Origin of the sequence: Faecalicoccus pleomorphus DSM 20574 (assembly GCF_000420345.1) — a bacterium.
Classification (GTDB): Bacteria; Bacillota_I; Bacilli_A; order Erysipelotrichales; family Erysipelotrichaceae; genus Faecalicoccus; species Faecalicoccus pleomorphus.
In genome coordinates, this window is sequence record NZ_ATUT01000004.1 from 65,003 (window position 1) to 85,547 (window position 20,545).

The 20,545-nt window shown below is 38.9% G+C and carries 20 protein-coding genes, 2 tRNA genes and 1 other annotated feature; of the genes, 11 read left to right on the forward strand and 11 right to left on the reverse strand.

What is annotated here, in order from left to right; genetic code table 11:
- Positions 1-226 precede the first annotated feature (226 nt).
- The 3 genes from G413_RS0103320 (at position 227) to G413_RS0103330 (ending at position 2,063) form a co-directional block, all read left to right on the forward strand.
- Positions 227-571 (forward strand): acylphosphatase, encoded by a 345-nt coding sequence (locus tag G413_RS0103320; RefSeq protein WP_022789522.1) that lies wholly within the window; start codon positions 227-229, stop codon positions 569-571.
- A 66-nt stretch (positions 572-637) separates the two neighbouring features.
- Positions 638-713, forward strand: a tRNA-Arg gene (locus G413_RS0103325).
- A 303-nt stretch (positions 714-1,016) separates the two neighbouring features.
- Entirely contained in the window at positions 1,017-2,063 is a 1,047-nt protein-coding gene (locus G413_RS0103330) for a Fic family protein (protein ID WP_022789523.1), read from the forward strand.
- A gap of 107 nt (positions 2,064-2,170) precedes the next feature.
- Here G413_RS0103330 and G413_RS0103335 read toward each other — a convergent pair whose 3' ends face one another.
- The 6 genes from G413_RS0103335 to G413_RS0103360 form a co-directional block, all read right to left on the reverse strand.
- On the reverse strand, positions 2,171-2,668 hold the full coding sequence (locus G413_RS0103335; protein WP_022789524.1) for a helix-turn-helix domain-containing protein: 498 nt from the start codon (positions 2,666-2,668) through the stop codon (positions 2,171-2,173).
- Positions 2,669-2,773: 105 nt separating this feature from the next.
- Positions 2,774-3,301 carry a flavodoxin domain-containing protein gene (locus tag G413_RS0103340; protein ID WP_027969025.1) on the reverse strand — a complete coding sequence of 176 codons (528 nt, stop codon included), beginning with the start codon at positions 3,299-3,301 and terminating at the stop codon, positions 2,774-2,776.
- Between the two features lie 96 nt (positions 3,302-3,397).
- The gene (locus G413_RS10845) at positions 3,398-3,700 is read right to left on the reverse strand and encodes a hypothetical protein (protein WP_051130148.1); all 303 of its coding nucleotides are present in this window, start codon (positions 3,698-3,700) and stop codon (positions 3,398-3,400) included.
- A 73-nt stretch (positions 3,701-3,773) separates the two neighbouring features.
- On the reverse strand, positions 3,774-3,935 hold the full coding sequence (locus tag G413_RS12255; RefSeq protein ID WP_022789526.1) for a hypothetical protein: 162 nt from the start codon (positions 3,933-3,935) through the stop codon (positions 3,774-3,776).
- A 399-nt stretch (positions 3,936-4,334) separates the two neighbouring features.
- The gene (locus G413_RS0103355; RefSeq protein ID WP_022789527.1) at positions 4,335-4,988 is read right to left on the reverse strand and encodes an HAD family hydrolase; all 654 of its coding nucleotides are present in this window, start codon (positions 4,986-4,988) and stop codon (positions 4,335-4,337) included.
- 109 nt (positions 4,989-5,097) lie between these two features.
- A tRNA-Arg gene (locus G413_RS0103360) sits at positions 5,098-5,174 on the reverse strand.
- Between the two features lie 90 nt (positions 5,175-5,264).
- On the opposite strand from G413_RS0103360, the gene uraA reads away from it, so the two are divergent.
- From uraA to G413_RS0103375, 3 genes are read left to right on the forward strand one after another with little or no spacing between them, the layout of a single operon-like run.
- Positions 5,265-6,518, forward strand: coding sequence for a uracil permease (uraA, locus tag G413_RS0103365; RefSeq protein WP_022789528.1), 1,254 nt, complete (start codon positions 5,265-5,267; stop codon positions 6,516-6,518).
- 37 nt (positions 6,519-6,555) lie between these two features.
- The gene (locus tag G413_RS0103370; protein ID WP_022789529.1) at positions 6,556-7,824 is read left to right on the forward strand and encodes an iron-containing alcohol dehydrogenase; all 1,269 of its coding nucleotides are present in this window, start codon (positions 6,556-6,558) and stop codon (positions 7,822-7,824) included.
- Positions 7,814-9,193: an aldehyde dehydrogenase gene (locus G413_RS0103375; RefSeq protein WP_022789530.1), complete on the forward strand. Its 1,380-nt coding sequence runs from the start codon at positions 7,814-7,816 to the stop codon at positions 9,191-9,193. Before G413_RS0103370 ends, G413_RS0103375 begins: the two co-directional genes overlap by 11 nt.
- Before the next feature lie 70 nt (positions 9,194-9,263).
- Here the strand turns inward: G413_RS0103375 and aroF are convergent, their stop codons facing one another.
- The 3 genes from aroF to G413_RS0103390 all read right to left on the reverse strand — a co-directional run bounded on the left by aroF (position 9,264) and on the right by G413_RS0103390 (position 13,590).
- On the reverse strand, positions 9,264-10,268 hold the full coding sequence (gene aroF, locus G413_RS0103380) for a 3-deoxy-7-phosphoheptulonate synthase (protein WP_022789531.1): 1,005 nt from the start codon (positions 10,266-10,268) through the stop codon (positions 9,264-9,266).
- Between the two features lie 33 nt (positions 10,269-10,301).
- Positions 10,302-10,534 (reverse strand) — a binding site (T-box leader).
- A 28-nt stretch (positions 10,535-10,562) separates the two neighbouring features.
- Positions 10,563-13,064 (reverse strand): glutamate-cysteine ligase family protein, encoded by a 2,502-nt coding sequence (locus tag G413_RS0103385; RefSeq protein ID WP_022789532.1) that lies wholly within the window; start codon positions 13,062-13,064, stop codon positions 10,563-10,565.
- Positions 13,048-13,590: a DJ-1/PfpI family protein gene (locus G413_RS0103390; RefSeq protein WP_022789533.1), complete on the reverse strand. Its 543-nt coding sequence runs from the start codon at positions 13,588-13,590 to the stop codon at positions 13,048-13,050. Before G413_RS0103390 ends, G413_RS0103385 begins: the two co-directional genes overlap by 17 nt.
- Positions 13,591-13,702: 112 nt before the next feature.
- On the opposite strand from G413_RS0103390, the gene G413_RS10850 reads away from it, so the two are divergent.
- From G413_RS10850 to G413_RS0103405, 3 genes are all read left to right on the forward strand, one after another.
- Complete coding sequence (locus tag G413_RS10850) at positions 13,703-14,464, forward strand: SIS domain-containing protein (RefSeq protein ID WP_022789534.1); 762 nt, start codon at positions 13,703-13,705, stop codon at positions 14,462-14,464.
- Positions 14,436-15,002 carry an HdeD family acid-resistance protein gene (locus G413_RS0103400; RefSeq protein WP_022789535.1) on the forward strand — a complete coding sequence of 189 codons (567 nt, stop codon included), beginning with the start codon at positions 14,436-14,438 and terminating at the stop codon, positions 15,000-15,002. The genes G413_RS10850 and G413_RS0103400 overlap by 29 nt, the downstream gene beginning before the upstream one ends.
- Positions 15,003-15,064: 62 nt before the next feature.
- Positions 15,065-15,481 carry an RrF2 family transcriptional regulator gene (locus G413_RS0103405; RefSeq protein ID WP_022789536.1) on the forward strand — a complete coding sequence of 139 codons (417 nt, stop codon included), beginning with the start codon at positions 15,065-15,067 and terminating at the stop codon, positions 15,479-15,481.
- Positions 15,482-15,896: 415 nt separating this feature from the next.
- Here G413_RS0103405 and G413_RS0103410 read toward each other — a convergent pair whose 3' ends face one another.
- Positions 15,897-16,559 carry a hypothetical protein gene (locus tag G413_RS0103410; RefSeq protein ID WP_027969027.1) on the reverse strand — a complete coding sequence of 221 codons (663 nt, stop codon included), beginning with the start codon at positions 16,557-16,559 and terminating at the stop codon, positions 15,897-15,899.
- A 595-nt stretch (positions 16,560-17,154) separates the two neighbouring features.
- Positions 17,155-18,192 (reverse strand): NADPH dehydrogenase NamA, encoded by a 1,038-nt coding sequence (namA, locus tag G413_RS0103415; protein WP_022789538.1) that lies wholly within the window; start codon positions 18,190-18,192, stop codon positions 17,155-17,157.
- Between the two features lie 95 nt (positions 18,193-18,287).
- Between namA and G413_RS11705 the strand changes: the two genes are divergently transcribed.
- Positions 18,288-18,824 (forward strand): GNAT family N-acetyltransferase, encoded by a 537-nt coding sequence (locus G413_RS11705; RefSeq protein WP_022789539.1) that lies wholly within the window; start codon positions 18,288-18,290, stop codon positions 18,822-18,824.
- Between the two features lie 39 nt (positions 18,825-18,863).
- Positions 18,864-20,525 (forward strand): glutamine--tRNA ligase/YqeY domain fusion protein, encoded by a 1,662-nt coding sequence (locus tag G413_RS0103425; RefSeq protein ID WP_022789540.1) that lies wholly within the window; start codon positions 18,864-18,866, stop codon positions 20,523-20,525.
- Positions 20,526-20,545 lie beyond the last annotated feature (20 nt).

Genomic DNA, 20,545 nt, shown 5'->3' on the forward strand with positions numbered 1-20,545 from the left:
AAGGAAAGACTGCGTAAAATTAAGATTTTATAAAGAAGTTGTTCATTATTCATAGACATATGAATATCATTCTTTAAATATCGGCTTTATGAAAAACTTTTCTTTATGTTTTCTTAATGATCAAGCTATAAATTGAAAAATAAATGTTTATAACTTACAGAATGTAAAATAACAACAACTGGCTTTTTTTGATGAAATTGATTACGATTAAAATAGAGGTATAACCATGAACTTTTTCAAAAAACTACAAAAACAATTCAACTCCCCACAAAGAAAAAAGCTTCCTTCTTTTTCAGATGGCTCTATTCTGCGTTATAGGATTCGCTTTGAAGGCATCGTACAAGGTGTGGGGTTTCGCTATGAAGTTTATCAGATTGCCACTCAATTAAAATTGACAGGATGGGTTCGAAATGAAATGGATGGAAGTGTACTTTGTGAAGTGCAAGGCACAAAAGAAAAAATAGAGTACCTGATCAATCATTTGTATCAAGTACCCCGTTTTCAAATTGATTCTGTATCAGAAAAGGAAATTCCATTAAAGAATGAATCATCCTTTCATATGGCTAACTGATCTTATAGACTTGTTTTTTGTTTATTATGAAATATCATGGTATAATCAGTAAGCAATTTATATTCTGTCCTCGTAGCATAACGGATAATGCAATCGCCTCCTAAGCGGTAGATTGATGGTTCGAATCCATTCGAGGACGCCAGAAATTATCGCTGCCAACCATTATTTATTGGTTTGCAGCGTTTTTATTTGCTTCTGTCAGCCTAACGGCTTGAAAAATAGAGATTATGCACAGAAAGCACCTGCCTAAAGAAACTGGACAAACTAAGAAGAGTGGTAGTTTTATCACCTGTTCATGAAAACTTATAATAAGAAGGTGGTAATTTGCCCTTATAATTGCATAAATCCCTTAAATTTTATTGAAAATAAGGGGACTTTCCCCCAAAAGTTTGATTTCCCCTTATTTTATGCTAATATTTAAGGGAATCAAGGAGATTATAAGGGAATGCGTATATTTAATTATTCCAAAATTCAAGAACAAAAGTGGGACTCAGATATTCTGGGTCTGATTGCGGCAATCTACAAAGAAGCCGGAAAACAGGAGCTATATTTAAAGCAGAGACCAGATGAATTGGAGAAGCTAGTGGAGATTGCAAAAATACAGAGCACTGAAGCATCTAATGCCATTGAGGGTATCAGAACTACAAACACCCGTATCCGACAATTAGTAGAAGAGAAGACAACACCAAGAAATCGAGACGAGCAGGAAATTGCAGGTTATCGAGATGTACTGAACCTCATCCATGAGAACTTTGATGCCATCCCTGTCACACAAAATTACATCCTACAGCTCCACAAGATTCTATACAACCACATGAACAATCCCATGGCAGGCAGAACCAAAAACGTGCAGAACTATATCAGCGCTACCTATCCTGATGGTCATGTGGAAACCTTGTTCACGCCTTTGTCCCCTTATGAAACGCCAGAAGCACTAGACAGCATTTGCAAGGAGTATAATCGTGTCATTGGAAATATGGAAATGGAACCACTGATTATCATTCCTGTGTTCATCCACGACTTTCTCTGTATTCACCCTTTCAATGATGGAAATGGCAGAATGAGCCGTCTTCTGACCACGCTTTTGCTCTATCGCTGTGGTTTTTATGTAGGTAAATATATCTCGTTAGAGGCTAAAATCGCAAAAAATAAGGATCTCTATTACAATGTCCTAGGTCAGGTACAGACCGGGTGGCATGAAGGTACTGAAGATATTGTTCCTTTTATCAAGTATTTGCTGGGAATCATTCTTTCTGCTTATAAAGACTTTGAAGATCGCTTTGACTTGGTAGAAACCAAACTATCTGCCCTGGAAACTGTGCATCGGGCTACAATGAAAAAAATCGGTCGTTTTACCAAACAGGACATCCGTGAACTTTGCCCTTCTCTCAGTATCAGCTCTATTGAAGGAGCTTTACGGAAATTAGTCGCTGCCGGAGAATTAAAACGAGAGGGCGCTGGAAAAAACATTTGCTATTACAGATTAAAATAATTATTAGTGACTTAGGTGTGTTCCTTTAATCGGATACTGAAGAAATAAAACGTGTAAGATGAGCTATTTGCTCTTTCTTTACACGTTTTATATTGTATTCTCTGAACTTAATCTCTACTGGTAATACGCTCTTTAAACCCTCTTATTTTTAATCCCCATCGTCCTGTAACAATCAAAATTAAAGCTAATGTGGCAAAAGTTACCCCATTGCAGAATCCATAGATGAAATCAATAATATCATTTTGATTCAGATAGTTAGATAAAATATAACTAATGAGCATCAGCACCATGCTAAAGAGAACAAGTATCTGAGTAATTCTTTTCATTTTCTTCTTTTCTTCATTTTCAAATTCAGCAACTTTTAAAGCTGTACTTTCCGTATTATTTGCCATTTCATTTCTTTGACCATCCAACAATTCCTCAAGACTCACATCATAAAAATGAGCTAACTTCATAAGAATATCAATATCCGGTAAACTCTTTCCTTTTTCCCATCTTGATACAGACTTATTGGATACAAATAGAATTTCAGCCAATTGTATCTGTGTTAGTTCTTTTTCATGTCTTAATTTCCTTAAGAAATCACCAATCTTTTTTTGGTTCATGATCTTTCCTCCTAACAAAACCATAAGCTTTACGATGGAGTTTTGAAACGACATGTTACAAGATTTTTTCTCGATGTATGAGAAGTATAGAAAAAGTTCCATTTCTTACATTTCACGAATTATTTTTTCGAGTTCTTGAAAGTTTGTAAAATCTACATTTTTATTATAGGCCTCTTTTATAGCTCTATCGACTGCCGTTAATGTATCTTCTGGTTTATTTTTTATTGCACTATATAAGAGTTTTATCATTGCTCTGTGACCAAAGCTTAACTTACGATAGTCCATTGCCCCTCTAAAATGAAAGATCGTTCTTATACTTTGAAAAATCTCTTTTGAAATTTGATGGCTTATATTCTTTTCTATCTCACTGATATTCTGATCATCGAAAGGATCCGATAAACCAATGGTGACAAGAATCATTGTTGTATGGGATGCATCTTTCATCTTTTTAAACGTCTTGGACAATCCTAAGACAGTACCTGCATATAGACTACCTATATAAATAATCGTATCGTACATATTTATATCTTGAACATTTTCAAAAGAAATCGCTTCGATCTTTGTTCTTTTTGAAAGCTCTTGGGCATATCTTTGGGCGGTCCCATAATGCGTACCATATATGATTATATCCATTGTCATTTTCCCTCTTTAAATGATTCCATTTTCTCTCAATACTTCCTGTTCATTGCCAGATATCCATCCGAATACTCTAAGTTTTCCCTTGATCTCCTACATGAGATAATGAACTTCAAAATCTATATCAACCCGACTCTTGTCCGATTTCTGATAAGATGCTCTCCAAGATACATGCGCCACACTATGATATTCATCAATTGGATATACCTTGATTTTACAAACATGCATACCAATCGTTCCCATTTTACGATATTGCTCATATCCATAGGATAAAGTTTTTTGAAAATCGATGTCATTCTTTCCTGTCATAACACCCATCGGTGATGCAGCAATAAACTCAGGTGCATACAATTCTGTTATCTCATCAGGATTCACATTTCCGCTTAAGGATTGCATAAAAAACTATTCATATTTTTGAAAGAATTTTTCTACCTGCTCTTTTTTCATAGCATTTCCTGATTCCTTTCATCTATTCCTTATTTTCAAACACCAAAATGGCTTTTGCTGAACCTGTAATGGACATCGTTATCAGCTTGTAACCAGTTTGTAACATCTCGTTTGCTTTTTCTTCTACTTTCAAAGCCATATCATCAGCTTTTGGCGAATATTCTATGACTATTGTTTTATACATAGCAGACTCCCTTTTCCCATTTAAAAGACTGACTTTTCACTTTTAGTATACGCATTTAGAACAAGGAACAGGTAAAATTCATGTAATTTTTGCCTAAAGTTTTTTCGTCCAATGAGGAATTTCTTGAAATCATTTAGTAAAATTACATTATATACATAGGATATATCAATTCAATGTACTTATACCGATATTTTCCATTACAAACGATTTATAGACAAAGAAGAATGGGGAATTTTTATTCAACTTAAAGACATAAAAAGATGTTAGATCCTATAAGTCCACATCCTTTCCTAATCTTACTTCACCGATCAGGTTATTATTCTTCGAATACCTGAAATTCCTTAATGTCTTCTAAAATCATTGACTCGACAAATACAAATAAAGCCGCGAAATAAATAATTATAACTGCGGCAGCTCCAATAAATCAGAAACGGTGATATAAGGTTGTTCAGACTCTCTTCCCTGCAACAGCCCTGTTCGATTTACCCAAATTTTATTCCATCCCAATTTTTTAGCGGGAACCATATCCCACCAATAACCTTTTGCGATATGACAATGCTTTTTTTCTTTGATCAAAAATTTTTCTTCCGCTTGTTGAAAAAAGGACAAAGTTGGTTTGTAACATTTTGCATCTTCCGCAACGAAACTATCATCCAGTAAATTCTCCAGTTTTTCCATATGCCACTTCATAAACGCATGTGTACTGTTTGAGAGGACGAGCAGTTCATAGCCTTTTTGTTTTAACTGTCGCAGAGCCGGTAAAACATCTGGGAATGGTTTAAAATCTCTATGAATTTTGATGACATCATCATACTTTTTCGCAAAAATATCCGAATTCATTTCCATATCACAATACGCAAGGACTTCCTTCAGCAATTTTTCATAAGGCATAAAATCATGCCCATACATCAGGCGATCTTCATAACTTGAGAATACATATATTGCTTTTTGACTGGACAATCCATGATTCTGTGCCACATTGCCTATAAAATCATATAAAGGCGATGTATCCAATAATGTTCCATAACAATCAAATGTCAGTGAATCGCGCATGGTATCCTCTCCTTTTATACGAACTTTTTATCTGAATCGATTAAATTTATTATACAGGCTTTTCTGCACAAAAAAACATCCACTATGCTGTAGATGTCCTTGTTTTTTATGGCGCGCCTGACAGGGCTCGAACCTACAACCGCTTGAATCGGAATCAAGTACTCTATCCAATTGAGCTACAGGCGCATTTGCCTATTCATTATACAACAAAATCAGTAGAATTCCACTTCTGTTTTATGGTATATTGGGAAAAGAAAATTTTTAAGAGGAGGATATATGGCCAAAAGAATTATACAAGTTGATGAAAAAGTTCCTGGCAAACTATTGCTGCCACTAAGTATTCAACATATGTTCGCCATGTTTGGTGCCAGTGTGCTTGTTCCGTTTATGTTTGGAATCAATCCAGCGGTTGTTCTATTCATGAATGGTATCGGTACTTTACTATTCATCTTTATCACGAAAGGAAAAGCGCCAGCTTACTTAGGAAGCAGTTTTGCCTTTATCGCACCGGGGAATGCCATTATTGCCAGCATGGGATATGAGTATGCCCTTGGAGGATTTGTTGCGGTTGGTTTTTGTGGTTGTTTGCTTGCCGGTATCATTTATAAATTTGGTACAAAATGGATCGATGTCGTGCTGCCAAGCGCAGCCATGGGGCCTGTTGTCGCATTGATCGGTCTGGAACTTTCTTCCAGTGCTGCCAGTACCGCCGGGTTATTGGATGAAGTCATTCAATTCAACAATGTTCTGGTTTTTGGTGTTACTTTAGGCGTTGCCGTGATCGGAAGTGTCTGCTTTAAGAAGTTTCTAAGTGTCATTCCTATTTTGATTGCCGTCGTTGCCGGCTATATCACAGCTGTTTGTGTAGGAATGATCGACTTTACACCTGTTGTTGAGGCAAGCTTATTTGCCCTGCCTAACTTTTCTTTCCCAAAATTCGATATCAATGCGATCTTAATGATGCTTCCGGTGTTGTTGGTCATTGCCAGCGAACATATCGGACATCAGATTGTTACCGGGAAGATCATCGGACGCGATCTGATCAAAGATCCAGGTTTACACCGTTCCTTGTTTGCCGATAACTTTTCCAGTATGCTTTCTGGTTTAATTGGTTCTGTTCCTACGACAACATATGGAGAAAACATCGGCGTTATGGCCATTACCGGCGTCTATAGTGTCCAAGTCATTGCCGGTGCTGCCATTCTTTCCATCATATGTTCCTTTATCGGACCGTTGGCCGCATTGATTCAGACGATTCCCAACCCGGTCATCGGCGGTATCAGTTTCTTATTGTATGGAATGATTGGTACCAGTGGTCTTCGCATCCTTGTTGACAATAAAGTCGATTATGGAAAGAGTGTAAACATGGTATTGACCAGCGTTGTCTTCGTTGTAGGTTTAAGCGGTGTAACCATCACCATTGGAAGTATCTCCTTATCCGGAATGGTTCTTGCCTGCATTACCGGAATGTTGATGTCATTACTGTTCTACGCATTTGAAAAACTTCATCTTCTCAACGAAGAATCTTAAAAGGTGTCCTACGACATCTTTTTTATTGACACGATGTATGGCTCGTGATAAAACGTGGTTTGGAAACTTTGAATATCAAAGAAAGGAAGATCTTATGAATCCGATCCAGAAATTCTACTGTCGCATATATCAAAACGTACTGCATTTAGCTTTACCGTTTTTACCGTATCGAAAACCGGAAATACTTTCCAGTATCTTTGCTTTACCGGATTTATTTCATGAAAAGAAGATTTCGACTGTCTTATTGATCACCGATAAAAGCATTCGCTCTTTTGGATTAAGCTTTCCTTTGGAACAGGAGCTTAAAAATCAAGATATTGAATGTATCGTTTATGATGACACCGTACCTAATCCTACCAGCGACAATGTCGAAGAAGCACGTAAGCTTTATATCGATCATCACTGTGAAGCCTTGATTGGTTTTGGCGGTGGTTCCTCCATTGACTGTGCCAAAGCGGTAGGCGCCAGAATTGCCCGGCCTAAAAAGAATTTGGCCAAAATGGAAGGCATCTTAAAGGTACTAAAAAGGATTCCTTTACTGGTAGCTATTCCGACAACCGCTGGTACCGGTAGTGAAACCACATTGGCGGCTGTGATCGTAGATTCTAAAACGCGTCATAAGTATCCGATCAATGACTTTCCTTTGATTCCACGCTATGCCGTATTAGACCCGTACTTGACAAAAACACTGCCGCCTTCTTTGACCGCGACAACCGGAATGGATGCCTTAACCCATGCCATAGAGGCTTATATTGGAAATTCGACGACAAAGGAAACAAGGGCGGATGCCAAACGAGCAATCGAGCTTATTTTTATGAATCTTGCCAAAGCGGTACACGACGGAAATGATCTGGATGCCCGAAAAAATATGTTGGAAGCGGCCTTTTTAGCCGGTAATGCGTTTTCACAATCTTATGTTGGTTATGTTCACGCAATTGCACATTCCCTGGGTGGACAATACAATGTGCCCCACGGATATGCCAATGCCGTCATACTGCCAATGATCCTGGAAGCTTATGGCGAACACGCAACCAAAAAGCTGGCTGAACTGGCTATCGTCTCCGGTACCAGCAGAGGCCCTGATCCAGTTGTAAGAGCCAAAGCCTTTATTCAAGCCATCAAAGAAATGAAATCCGTATTCTCGATTCCGGATACTTTCAAAGAGATTCGTGAAGAGGACATTCCTATGCTTGCCAAACAGGCAGCCCATGAGGCAAATCCACTCTATCCGGTTCCTAAGGAAATGAATGCCAAAGAGCTGGAACAGTATTATAGAAAATTGATGGAGGACGGACATGGAAACTAAAGAAATTCAAGCCATGCTACAAAAACAACGTGCCTACTTTCAAAGCGGTGCCACATTACTGGTGGAAAAACGTATTGAAAGTCTGCAGCGATTAAAAAATACCATTTTGGCCAATCAGGATAAAATTGAAGAAGCTCTGCGCAAAGATTTAGGAAAAAGCAATACGGAAAGCTATATGTGTGAAGTGGGTCTTGCGTTAAGCGAATTGACCTATATGATACGACACACCCGAAAATTTGCTCGTGAAAAAAGAGTTCGTACCCCACTATCACAATATGTATCCCGCAGCTTTATCAAGCCTTCTCCTTATGGAGTCGTACTGATTATGTCGCCATGGAATTATCCGTTTATGTTGACAATCGATCCGTTAGCTGATGCGATTGCCGCCGGTAATACTGTCATTTTAAAACCTAGTGCATATTCTCCACACACCAGTGCCATCATCGAAAAGATCATTCGCTTCGCCTTTGATCCGGAATATGTCACCTGCATCACCGGTGGAAGAAAAGAAAACCAGGCTTTACTGGAGCAGAAGTTCGATTATATTTTCTTTACGGGTTCTAAAAATGTCGGTCATACTGTCATGAAAAAGGCAAGCCGATATTTAACACCGGTCACCTTAGAATTAGGTGGAAAAAGTCCCTGTATTGTTGATGACAGTGCAAAAATTGATTTGGCCGCCAAGCGTATCGTCTTTGGAAAATATCTAAACTGCGGCCAAACCTGTGTGGCACCAGACTATATTCTATGTGATGAAAAAGTAAAAGATCATCTGATACAAGCATTGATCCGTGAGATTCAAAGGCAATATGGTTTAAAACCACTGGAAAATGCCCATTATGGAAAAATCATCAATGAGAAACATTTTCATCGTCTTTGCTCTTTGATGGATGAAGAAAAGTGCGTATATGGTGGGCAAACCAATCATCAAACGCTACAGATCACACCCACTGTTTTTGATTCGATCACCTGGAAAGATGCCATCATGCAGGAAGAAATCTTTGGTCCATTGTTGCCGATACTGACGTATCATGACATAAACGAAGCAATCCGCACGATCGAATCGCATCCGCATACTCTGGCTCTGTACATTTTCTCGCAAAATAAGACAAATATTGAAAAAATCAAACAACACTGTCAGTTTGGCGGAGGCTGCATCAATGATACGATCATACATTTAGCTACGACACAGATGGGATTTGGCGGTGTCGGTGATAGCGGCATGGGAAGTTATCATGGTAAAGTCGGATTTGATACTTTCTCGCATAAAAAAAGCATAGTTGATAAAAAGACATGGATCGATCTTCCTATGCGCTATCAACCATACAAAAGCATCTATGATAAAATGATACATTTCTTCTTAAAGTAGGCAAAATTGAAGCGAACCTCCTTTTGTTTGGTGTCCAAACTTTGGGGTTCGCTTCAAATGCCTGCTTTTTTTATCGTACTGCCTCCAGCTTGCGAATATCTTTTAATAAGTTATCATAGCGATCTGGTTTTAAAGACTGTGGCCCATCACAAAGGGCATTTTCCGGATCGTTATGCACCTCTATCATTAAACCATCACATCCGGCTACAACTGCCGCTTTGGCCATTGGTTCTACTAACCACCATTTACCACCGGCATGGCTGGGATCAATAATGACCGGCAAATGGGTCAATCGTTTTAAAACCGGTATCGCCTGAAGATCCAGAGTATTTCGTGTATATGTTTCAAAGGTACGAATGCCTCTTTCACACAGGATGACATTTGGGTTTCCGTTGGCCATGATATATTCGGCAGACATCAGCCATTCTTCATACGTATTGGATAAACCGCGTTTTAAAAGAACCGGTTTTTTAATACGTTGTCCCACTTCTTTTAACAGATCAAAATTCTGCATGTTTCTTGCCCCAATCTGTACCAGATCGACTTTATCATTAAACTCATCGATATGTTTTTCGGACATCAATTCCGTAACGATCGGCAATCCGGTTTCTTCTTTTGCCTCTACCAATAAATCTAAAGCGGTAGATCCCATTCCCTGAAAAGAATATGGCGATGTCCTTGGTTTAAAAGCGCCGCCTCTTAACAGATTGGCACCACTGGCTTTAACTCGTCTGGCAACTTCTAATACTTGTTCTTTAGATTCTACCGAACAAGGTCCGGCAATCAAAGTTAAAGCCTTGCCGCCTACCGGAATACCAGACACATTGATCACAGAGTCTTCCGGATGAAAGGCGCGATTGGCCAGCTTATAAGGCTCGCTGACCTTCATGATTCGCTCAACGCTTTCTTCGACTTCAATGCGTTTTGGATCGACACGTGTTGTATCGCCTACCAAACCCACGATCAAAGTTTCTTCTCCCTGAGAAATATGAGTTTTTAATCCCAGCTTTTCAACTTTGTCTAATACGCGTTTTACTTCATTCTCCTTCGCATTTTGTTTAAATACAATGATCATCGTGTTTCCTCCTATATAAAAAGTCCCTTCCACCATAAGGGCGAAAGGGACGATCGCGTTACCACCTTAGTTCAAAGAAACTTCACAGTTTCTTCCTTATCGAGTACCAACATACTCTAACACTATAACGGGTGTACCCGGAACCACCTACTTATTTCGGCATCCTACTCCAAGACGTATTCCATAAAGATTCCGTTCTTCTTTTCACCAGCCAGAAGTTCTCTAATCCTTCCTCTTTATGTACTCTTTCTTTTCTTTGTATTTCCTATATTTTAAAAAAGGTGCCGCACTTTGTCAACGAAGAAACAATGTCGGAATCGTTTTTTCATTATATTGGGTCGATATGATCCCACCATCGCTACAGCGTGAATATACCCCGGCAAAGTGTCCGTTATATACATACAGACCGCTCATATTGGAATAGTCCTTAAATTCATCAAAATTAACCAGATCAATATTCTTTGTCTTGTATGGTGTAATGTACTTTTGTACGATATAATTCGCATCTAAATGTTGGGATACGACCTGATTCCACTGATCCTGATGAAGATCAATGCCGGCCCATACGCCTTTGGATGCATAGGAGTCTTTCGGCTTGATGATCCAATGATCTTTATCCTGAATCTTCTCTACGACATCCTGTGTCAAATCGTATGTGATCGGACAATGTTTTTCAATAAAAGAAACTTCATCCGGCGAAAAAAACTTCTGCATAACGGGATCCATCAGCACCTGGGTAATTTGTTTATGATGTACCAGCTGTGTCTGAAAGGCTCCGATACAACAAACATCATGATGCAGATATGCCTGAATAAAAGGCTGAACCTGCTCATAGTGCTCCATCACATCCCGCGTAACCGCTCTTCGATAGATGACATCGATGACTTTACCGGTTTTTTGGGAATACAGTTTTCCATCTTTATAGTCTAAATCACGAATATCAACCACTTCGCAGTCATATCCTTTTTGTTGAAATACATCCTCAAAAACATAAAGTTCTGTATAATACGCATTCTCCAAAAAATCACAGATTCCGATTCTTGCCTTTTCACAAACCTTAGAGTCTTCTTTCATCGTCTGGATAAACGCATCGGCCCAGCTTTGTACCAATTCCAGAATTTCATAATCCTCCGGATCATGTTGGAAGATATTATTGAAAGGCAGGAAATCATTTAACCGTTTGTTTTCGTTCATGGCCGATGTTCCATCGGTATTAAACTCGCAGAAATGAAAATCTTTGGTTTGTTCATCATAGAAGATATCTACCCGACAGATCGGAATCGGACTTGTATATGCCGGTTCACACAAGATCAATTCTTCCAATTCACGCGAAAAACCAAACAGTTTACGAATCTGCGCATCGGTTTTATATGCCTGAATCACTTTGGTAAAAATCGAATATGTCGTATCTACGATTTTTTCAAAACGATGTTTATCTTCCTGGGTAAAGATCTTTGGGATATGCAGTGTACGTGTGTACATGTTGCCACCCAAGTTCAACTCGCTTTTTTGAATGGCTTCGGTTATACGCAATGCGCTCTCCTTAGATTCCATCGGATGCATCAAAATAGCTTTCTGATACGTTTCTTCTATCGAAAGATTGGGTATCAAACTTTTTGTATCAACCAATTCCTCCAATGGAAGAAGATAGGATTTTTCTTTTTCCGTCAAACCTTTTTTGGCATCAGAAATCATTTCTTTCAACAAATCGAAAACTGGCTTTCCATACACGATCGCATCATAACAATCCTTACGTAATGCTTCTTTCGCCTGTAAAATCGTTTCGATAGAATTCGTCAAAGAAGAATAAGTATCAATATTTTCTTGTTTATAAAAAAGACCTTTGACTAATGCGCAGTAAGCTTGTGTATAAATAGGCGGCATGCTGTCGGCACTGCGAATTTCTATAAACTGTTTTAAACGCACATCCAAAAACAACATGGAAAGATAATGTGCAATCTCCGTCTTACCATATCCATATATCCCTGCCACCTGGGCACAGGTTTGATCTTTTACATCAATAAAATTTCCATGATCATTCATAACGATCAAAGGCACTTGTTCTAAAAATCGAGCATAGGCATCAAAGCCAAAGTTTTCTTCAAATAACGATGGAAGAATACCGCAGCGTGCAGGATCGGTATGTGACCAGATTGAATCTCGCAACAAGACATCCTCATTTTTCTTTCCGGCATATACAGGTGTATGACTGGATAAAAACGCCAATAGTGGATGTAGGATATTGGCCATACGATATTTGCGAATAAAATCGTTTTCATCCGTATAATCTACACTGACATGGACGGCAGCCGTAGCCTTCATCATCTCCAGTCCTCTGGTTGATACATTTTGAAAATATTGAGCCATCAGTCGATAGCGCTCTTTATCAATCAGGACAACGTCTTCCTGTCCAATCGTAGGAAGGCCACCGCTGTAGATCAGATCGTATCCTCTTGGATGAATATATGCCAGGATCGAAGAAACAGTCTTCAGATAAATTTCCATCATCTCTTGAAGATTGTTCATACATCGGAGTGATATTTCAAGCTGGCATCCCGGCTCCAATGTGATCAGCACATCCTCGGATTCTAGTGCAATCAATAAATCTTGTTCATAATAAGTATGCGGAAAATCTTTTCGCAAAAACTCTAACAATTGTCCAATACCATTTTCTCCATCATAAGGCATAGGACGGCCATCGTTGCGCGAAATCAAAAAATGTTCCACTTCCAAGCCAATCGAACCGGTCTGGTTCGGCTTACAACCTTGTTTAAAGTATTCAGTGAACGGCATCATAATAAATTGACTGCTTTACTTCCTTTGTTTTTTCCTGTCCCAACAGCTTTTCAATAATCGCAAACGCAAATTCAATGCTGGCGGCTGCCGAGATTCCGGTAATCAAATTGCCATCTGTTACCGTATAAGCATATTGATACGTTCCACCAAAATCTTCATTCATACTCTGAAAACAAGTATAATTCTTTCCTTCTAAAAGGCCCAGTTTTCCCAAAATCGTCGGTGCGGCACAGATAGCTGCCAAAACCTTGTCTGCCGCAAAAGTTTTTAACTGTTCACACACCTTCTCATTTTTTTCTATCTTTTGCCAATGTGGACCACCTGGTAACACCAGACAGTCTGCCTGATCAAAATCATAAGAATCAAATGGGATCGCCGGAGAATACGTAACTCCAAAACGACCTGTTACTTCATTGCCTTCTATACAAACCAGATCGACATCGATTCCGGCTCTGCGCAATAACGCAATAGGACCCATGGCTTCTAATTCTTCAAAGCCATTATCCATGACAACACATACTTTCATCGTAATCACCTCAGGTAAAGTATATAACGAAGACTTCTTATAGACAATTTGTTTGAACAGATTTCCATATCCGCAAGAAAATGATACAATAAAGAAAACCGAGGTACTCTGTATGGATTTTGCCAAACGATATTATGAATTTTTAGAACAAACGCTGCGAAATGTGTATCAATCCAATAAAGAGCACATTCAAGAAGCAGCCGATCTTCTTTATCAGACACAATGTAACAACCATACGATTTATACTTTTGGCACAGGTCATTCCCATATGATCGGACAAGACCTTTATGCGCGCGCCGGTGGTTATGCCAAGATCTATCCGATTGATGAAATCGAACTGAGTCTTGCGACACATCCGACAAAAAGCACGCAAATCGAGCGTATGGCTGAATATGCCAATGTGTTGGAGCACTTATATGATGTACGATACGGCGATGTCGTAATCGTAACCAGTAACTCCGGAAGAAATGCCTTAGTAATCGAATATGTTTTACGACTGCGTAAAAAAGGTGTAAAGATCATTGCGATTACCTCGCTGAAACATTCTCAAAACACAGAAAGCCGACATAAAAGTAAAAAACGCTTGTTTGAGCTGGCCGATATCGTTTTAGATAATCAAGCTCCGTTAGGAGATGCCGGCGTAGCCATTGACGAAAACATAACTATGGGACCGGTCAGTACGATCACAGGTTGTTTTTTAAGCCAGTGTATGATAGGAAGCATGGTAGAAAAACTAAAGGAAAATGGTATGGATGCACCTGTATTTCGCTCCAGTAACACAGATGGTGCAGATGCATATAATCAGGCTTTATTTGATACCTACATTTTAAAGAAAGGAAATGAATATGAATCGCTTAATGAATCCCAATTCTAAAGAAGTCAGAATCATGGCCTTGGTTTATATTATTGCCGGAATTCTGCTCTTTATCTTAAATAATGACTTTTTAATGATTGCGGTGCGCATATTTGGTGTAATCTTGATCGCAATTGGTGGCACTTTATTATATACTTATTTCGGAAAACGTCTATCTGTTGACGCCAGCCCCTTGTTTGCCGGACTGCCCAGTGTTCTGATTGGGATCTTGATGATCGCATCTCCGGAATCCATCATTTCGATTCTACCAATCCTGGCTGGAATTCTGTTGATCATCAACTCCATCATCCAACTCCAAAAAGCATTTCTTTTACGAGACTATGGATTTGACAACTGGAAGATTACGGCAGGTATTGCGGTATTTGCTTTAATCGTAGGCGTTATCTTATGGCTTCGTCCATTACAGTCGGTTGCATTCATTTTACAGATCATCGGCTGTGCACTGATTTTTGAAGGTGCCATGTTATTTGGCTTTGATCACACGGTAAGAAAGTACAAAAAACGATTTGAAAAGGAACAGAACGATTTTTTTAACTAAAAATCTGTTCTTTTTCTCCATAGATATTCAAAATTTAGGGAGAGGGGTGTAAAATATAGATTATGAAGATCTCAACTAAAGGAAGATACGCATTGCGTATGTTAATCGATTTAAACCGTTATCAGGGTGATGGATATGTATCCTTAAAAGACGTTGCCCAAAGAGAGAACATCTCAAAGAAATATTTGGAACAGATCGTACCAGTTTTGAATCGTTCTGGTATTCTGTGTGCAAACCGTGGTTATCAAGGCGGATATCGTTTAGCCAGTCCGGCAGATCAGATCAGTGTATATGATGTTTTAAAAGCAACGGAGGGGAGTTTAGCCTGTGTTGCCTGTCTGGAAGAACATGCCATGCCTTGCGAGCGAAGAGAGTTTTGTCCAACTTTACCAGTTTGGAAAAAGTTTGATGAACTTGTTAAAGACTATTTTTCCAAGATTACATTACAAGATATGATTCAACAACAAGGAGAAGAGTAATCTTCTTCTTTTTTACGCAAAAAGAAATCACCCTGCAGACGTACCACAAGGTGATTCATATCAAGATAAATGGGAATCCCAACTACATAGCCGCGAGGAAACCAGTGGACAGTTCGTTCTATTCCTAACCCTTTTCGCGGTTTTCAACATAGGTATGTCTGCACAACATTCATCCAAAATCGTTGATCAAATACACTTTCAAACAAAAAAAATCACAAGGAATATATCCTCTAAAATACAGATCGAATAATATAAGGAACAAAATCAATAAAAGGATTTTAACCTTTACCCTTACAGTCATCAGCTGTACGCTCTCTCAATTGAGCTATATCGATTCATCGTGTTCATCATCTAAATGTAAGATTCCCTATACGGGAGAACGAAGTTTATGGTTTTCATGCAGCAGGAAGCTTTATCAGTTGATCTCTACAAAAGTTGTCGCATTCGATACTTTGATCTTTGTATCCAGTTCATTCAAGATCGTTTCTCTTCTCTCATTCAGTTCGTTAATCTTTTTGCGCACATTTAACGGATCAATCAATTCCGTTGTATTCTCCTGTACATAGACATCAACAACCTTTAAAGGCGTTTCATCTTTTGTCTTTGTATCTTTTCCCAAAATGCTCAAGCGCATAGTTTCTGCCGTATTCTGTAAGCCCTTGTTTTTCTGTTCCATAACTCGTATTTTCTCATTGAGTTCCTCTTCTAATTTCATCATGAGGTTTCCTTCAAAATTAGAATCCGAATCGTAAGCATTACTACAGTTTAAACGACTGCGAAGGGCTAATGCATTCGCAATTGACATCGCTCCATAACTTGTTTCAATTATCGTTTCCGCATTGGAACGCAATATTGCCTGATCGACTTTATCATACCAGTGAATCAAATCAATGATTTGTTGATAAGAAGAACGTGCCTCTTTTTCAAATTCTTTCTGTGTTACTCTTCTTTCCATAACTTTTTCTTCATTATGTTTTTTCGTTTCTGTAAAACTGGCTTTACGAATCTTATCACAAATCTTCTTTACCAAAAGATCTCGTTGATCTAAAGCCTGTGTCACTAACATTTTCTGTTCCATCATCATGACCTCCATTTGTCACGATTATAAACGATTATTTTAACTTTGTCATTGAACGCAAAATTCAATGAAGGCCCTTTACCTAAAGCAGATTTGACCTAGTTCGTCACATTCTTTATACTTTGTCTTAAACAAAGCAAATTAAGTTCAACCTAGCCATTTCACTAATACATATTTTACTTGTATGTTTTAAATCGTATGTTATAATGAACATGTAAAAGGACAGATCAACACGAGTCCTGGATTTATTGAATTCTTATAAGAAGGCTACAATTATCCAGAAGCAGGTAGCCTTTTTATATGTCATTTACTACGATTGATTTCAATCAGAAGTATCACGACTATATGAAGCATCATTAACATTAGATACAATGTTTCAAATGATGTCATAGCGCTCACCTCATTTCGGCCGCTAAAATCAGGCCATCTATGTTAACGAGGTTTAACGCTTCCCCGGTCTAGCGACCAGGACTACCTGTGTTGATCTGTCCAGATTTATTTTAACATATATCCTATATGTAAACTATGAGCCTACAAAAAGACCTTGTTCATCCTAAAAAGATCAACAAGGTCTTGTGTTTTTCAAAGTAAATAATTAATCCAACTGCCCTCTTTGATATGAGTTGTTATAGATCGCAAAGTTTTTATCATGTAGCATCTTTGCCGCATCTACGACCCAATTACTATTACGAATCAGAGCGCGACCAACTTCAATCAAATCTGCCTGATCACTTTGTAGAATATATTCTGCCAAAGCCGGTTCATGAATCAGTCCTACTGCTGTTACCGGAATGGAGACTGCTTCTTTCATTTTTTGTGTATAAGCCACTTGATAGCCCGCAAAAATTGGAATATTTGGTGTCGTATCTAACAAACCACCGGTAGATACATCAATACAGTCGATACCGTCTTCTTCCAGCCATTTTCCAATCTGTTGATACTCTTCAATCGTATTTTGCTGGCCGGTTTGATCATAGGCAGTCAAAGACAAACGCATCCATACCGGGCCACCAAAAGCTTCTTTTACATCCGGAAGCATTTCCTTTACAAATCGATAACGATTTTCTAGAGACCCTCCATATTCATCTTCTCTTTGATTGGTCAGCGGTTCTAAAAATTCATTGATCAAATAGCCATGCGCACCATGCAACTCGATCATATCGAATCCAGCCTGTTTAGCCCGAGCGGCTGCCTGCACAAAAGCCTGCTGTGTTGTTTTAATATCCGTTAACATCATAGCTTCCGGCATGCCGTACTCTTCATTATACGCAATAGCACTTGGCGCCAGCTTCACTTTGGCATCCTGAGCCTTGCGGCCACCATGTCCCAGCTGAATACCAATTTGTGAGCCTAAGGCATGCACCGCATCCACCAAACGTTTTAATCCTGGTATATGATCATCACTCCAGATACCTAAATCTTGATCGGTCAAACGCCCATCCGGCTGTACAGCCGTAGCTTCTACTATGATTAACCCCACTTGTCCGATTGCTCTGGCTCCATAGTGTGCCAAATGAAAATCCGTGACCTTTCCATCTTTATTCTTTACTTCATACATGCACATGGGCGGCATGACAACTCTATTCTTTAAGGACAACCCGGCAATCTGTACCGGTGTTAATAATTTTGACATATCGAAACCTCCTTTGACTTGATTATAGGTTTTCGCAGTTTGACATGCAATTCATGTGCTTTGAACTCCCCTATCAAACATGGTAAAATAAGCCCATGAAGCTATATTTTATAGAAACAAAAAACACCGATCCACGTCTTCGTGCACTCTATCAAAAGGCTTTCCCTGAAAAGGAAAGAATTCCCTTTTATGAACTGGATATTTTGCCCGGAAGTCATTTCTATGGTGTGTATAAAGATCCTCATGCTAATGAATTTGTCGGGCTTTTAGATATACTGGATTATAAACAGATTTGTCAGGTGCGTTATCTTGCCACCGAAGAAAGCTGCCGTGGCCAGGGAATCGGCTCTAAGATCTTGGACTGGATCAAAGAAAACCGAAAAGACTCTGTCATTGTGATCGATGTTGAATCAGATCGTGTACCTTGTGACAATTTAGATCAAAGAATCTCACGTAAACAGTTTTATTATCGCAATGGATTTTGTGCCAGTGAAGATAGCTATCAATGGCATGGCGATGCCTTTGATCTTTTAACCGCAAACGGTACATTGAAAAAAGGCGAATATGTACAGCTTTGGAAAGAACTTTTTGTGCTATTAAAAGAAAGACAATCTGCCCAAAACTACCTTTGATATGATATACTTGGAAAGAATGTGAAAGGATGTTCAACGATGGAAACAAATGAAGGTAAGAATTTTATTGAACGTATCATAGATGAAGACTTAAAAAATGGGACTTACAGTGGTGTTGTCACTCGTTTCCCACCAGAACCAAACGGCTATCTGCATGTAGGCCATGCCAAGAGTATTTTATTAAACTATGGATTGGCCAAAGAGTATGGTGGAAAATTTAACTTACGTTTTGATGATACTAACCCCACAAAAGAAAAAGTCGAATTTGTGGATTCGATCATTAAGGATGTGGAATGGCTAGGCTGTCATTACGATGGTGATGTCAAGTTTGCCAGCAACTATTACCCACAAATGTATGAAGCTGCCATTAAGCTGATCAAAAAAGGAAAAGCCTATGTATGTGATCTCAGCGCGGAAGAAATCCGTGCTTACCGTGGTACATTAACGGAACCGGGTAAAGATTCTCCCTATCGTAACCGCAGCATTGAAGAAAATTTACGTCTGTTTGAAGGCATGAAAAATGGTGAATTTGAAGATGGGTCCAAAGTGCTTCGTGCCAAGATTGATATGGCCAGCCCAAATATCAACATGCGTGATCCGGTTATTTACCGTATTTCACGTCAAACGCATCATAACACCGGCGATGAATGGATCATCTATCCGATGTATGACTTTGCCCATCCAATCGAAGATGCGATCGAGGGTGTTACTCATTCCATTTGTACTTTAGAGTTTGAAGATCACCGTCCTTTGTATGACTGGGTTGTTCGTGAACTGGAATATCCACAGCCACCAAAGCAGATTGAGTTTGCGAAAATGTATTTAACCAATGTGATCACAGGAAAACGTTATATCAAACGTTTGGTCGATGAAGGTATCGTCGATGGCTGGGATGATCCTCGTTTAGTCACAATCGCAGCCTTGCGTCGACGCGGCTTTACACCGGAATCTATTCAAACCTTTATGAATCTGGTCGGTGTAACCAAAGCCAATTCTTCTGTAGATTATCAGTATTTAGAACATTGTTTGCGTGAAGATTTAAAGCCAAAAGCACCGCGCATCATGGCTGTTTTAGATCCTATTAAGTTAGTAATCGACAATTATCCGGAAGGTGAATACGAAATGGTAGAAGGAAGCATCAATATGGATGATCCGGATGCCGGCAAGAAACAAGTGCCTTTTGAAAGAGAGCTTTGGATTGAACGTGAAGACTTTATGGAAGAACCGCCAAAGAAATATTTCCGTCTGTTTGTCGGTAATGAAGTACGTTTGATGAATGCTTACTTTGTTAAGTGTACAGGCTTTGAAAAAGATGAAAACGGAAATATCACTGTAGTTCATGCGACTTATGATCCAGAAACAAAGGTAGGTTCTGGCTTTACCGGACGTAAAGTCAAAGGTACAATTCACTGGGTTCCTGTTCATCACTGCATCGAAGCAACGGCCAGACTCTATGAAAATTTAGTAGATGAAGAAAAAGGCGTTTACAACGAAGACGGTTCTTTAAATCTGAATCCGAATTCTTTACAGGTCGTAGAGCATTGTTACATCGAACCATTTGCCAGAGATGCCAAGAAACAGGATAAGTTCCAGTTTGTACGGAATGGTTATTTCTGTGTTGATGAAAAAGATACAACAGATGATCGTTTGGTATTCAACCGTATCGTATCTTTAAAAAGTTCATTTAAACTACCAAAATAGGCTTGGATTTCCAAGCCTTT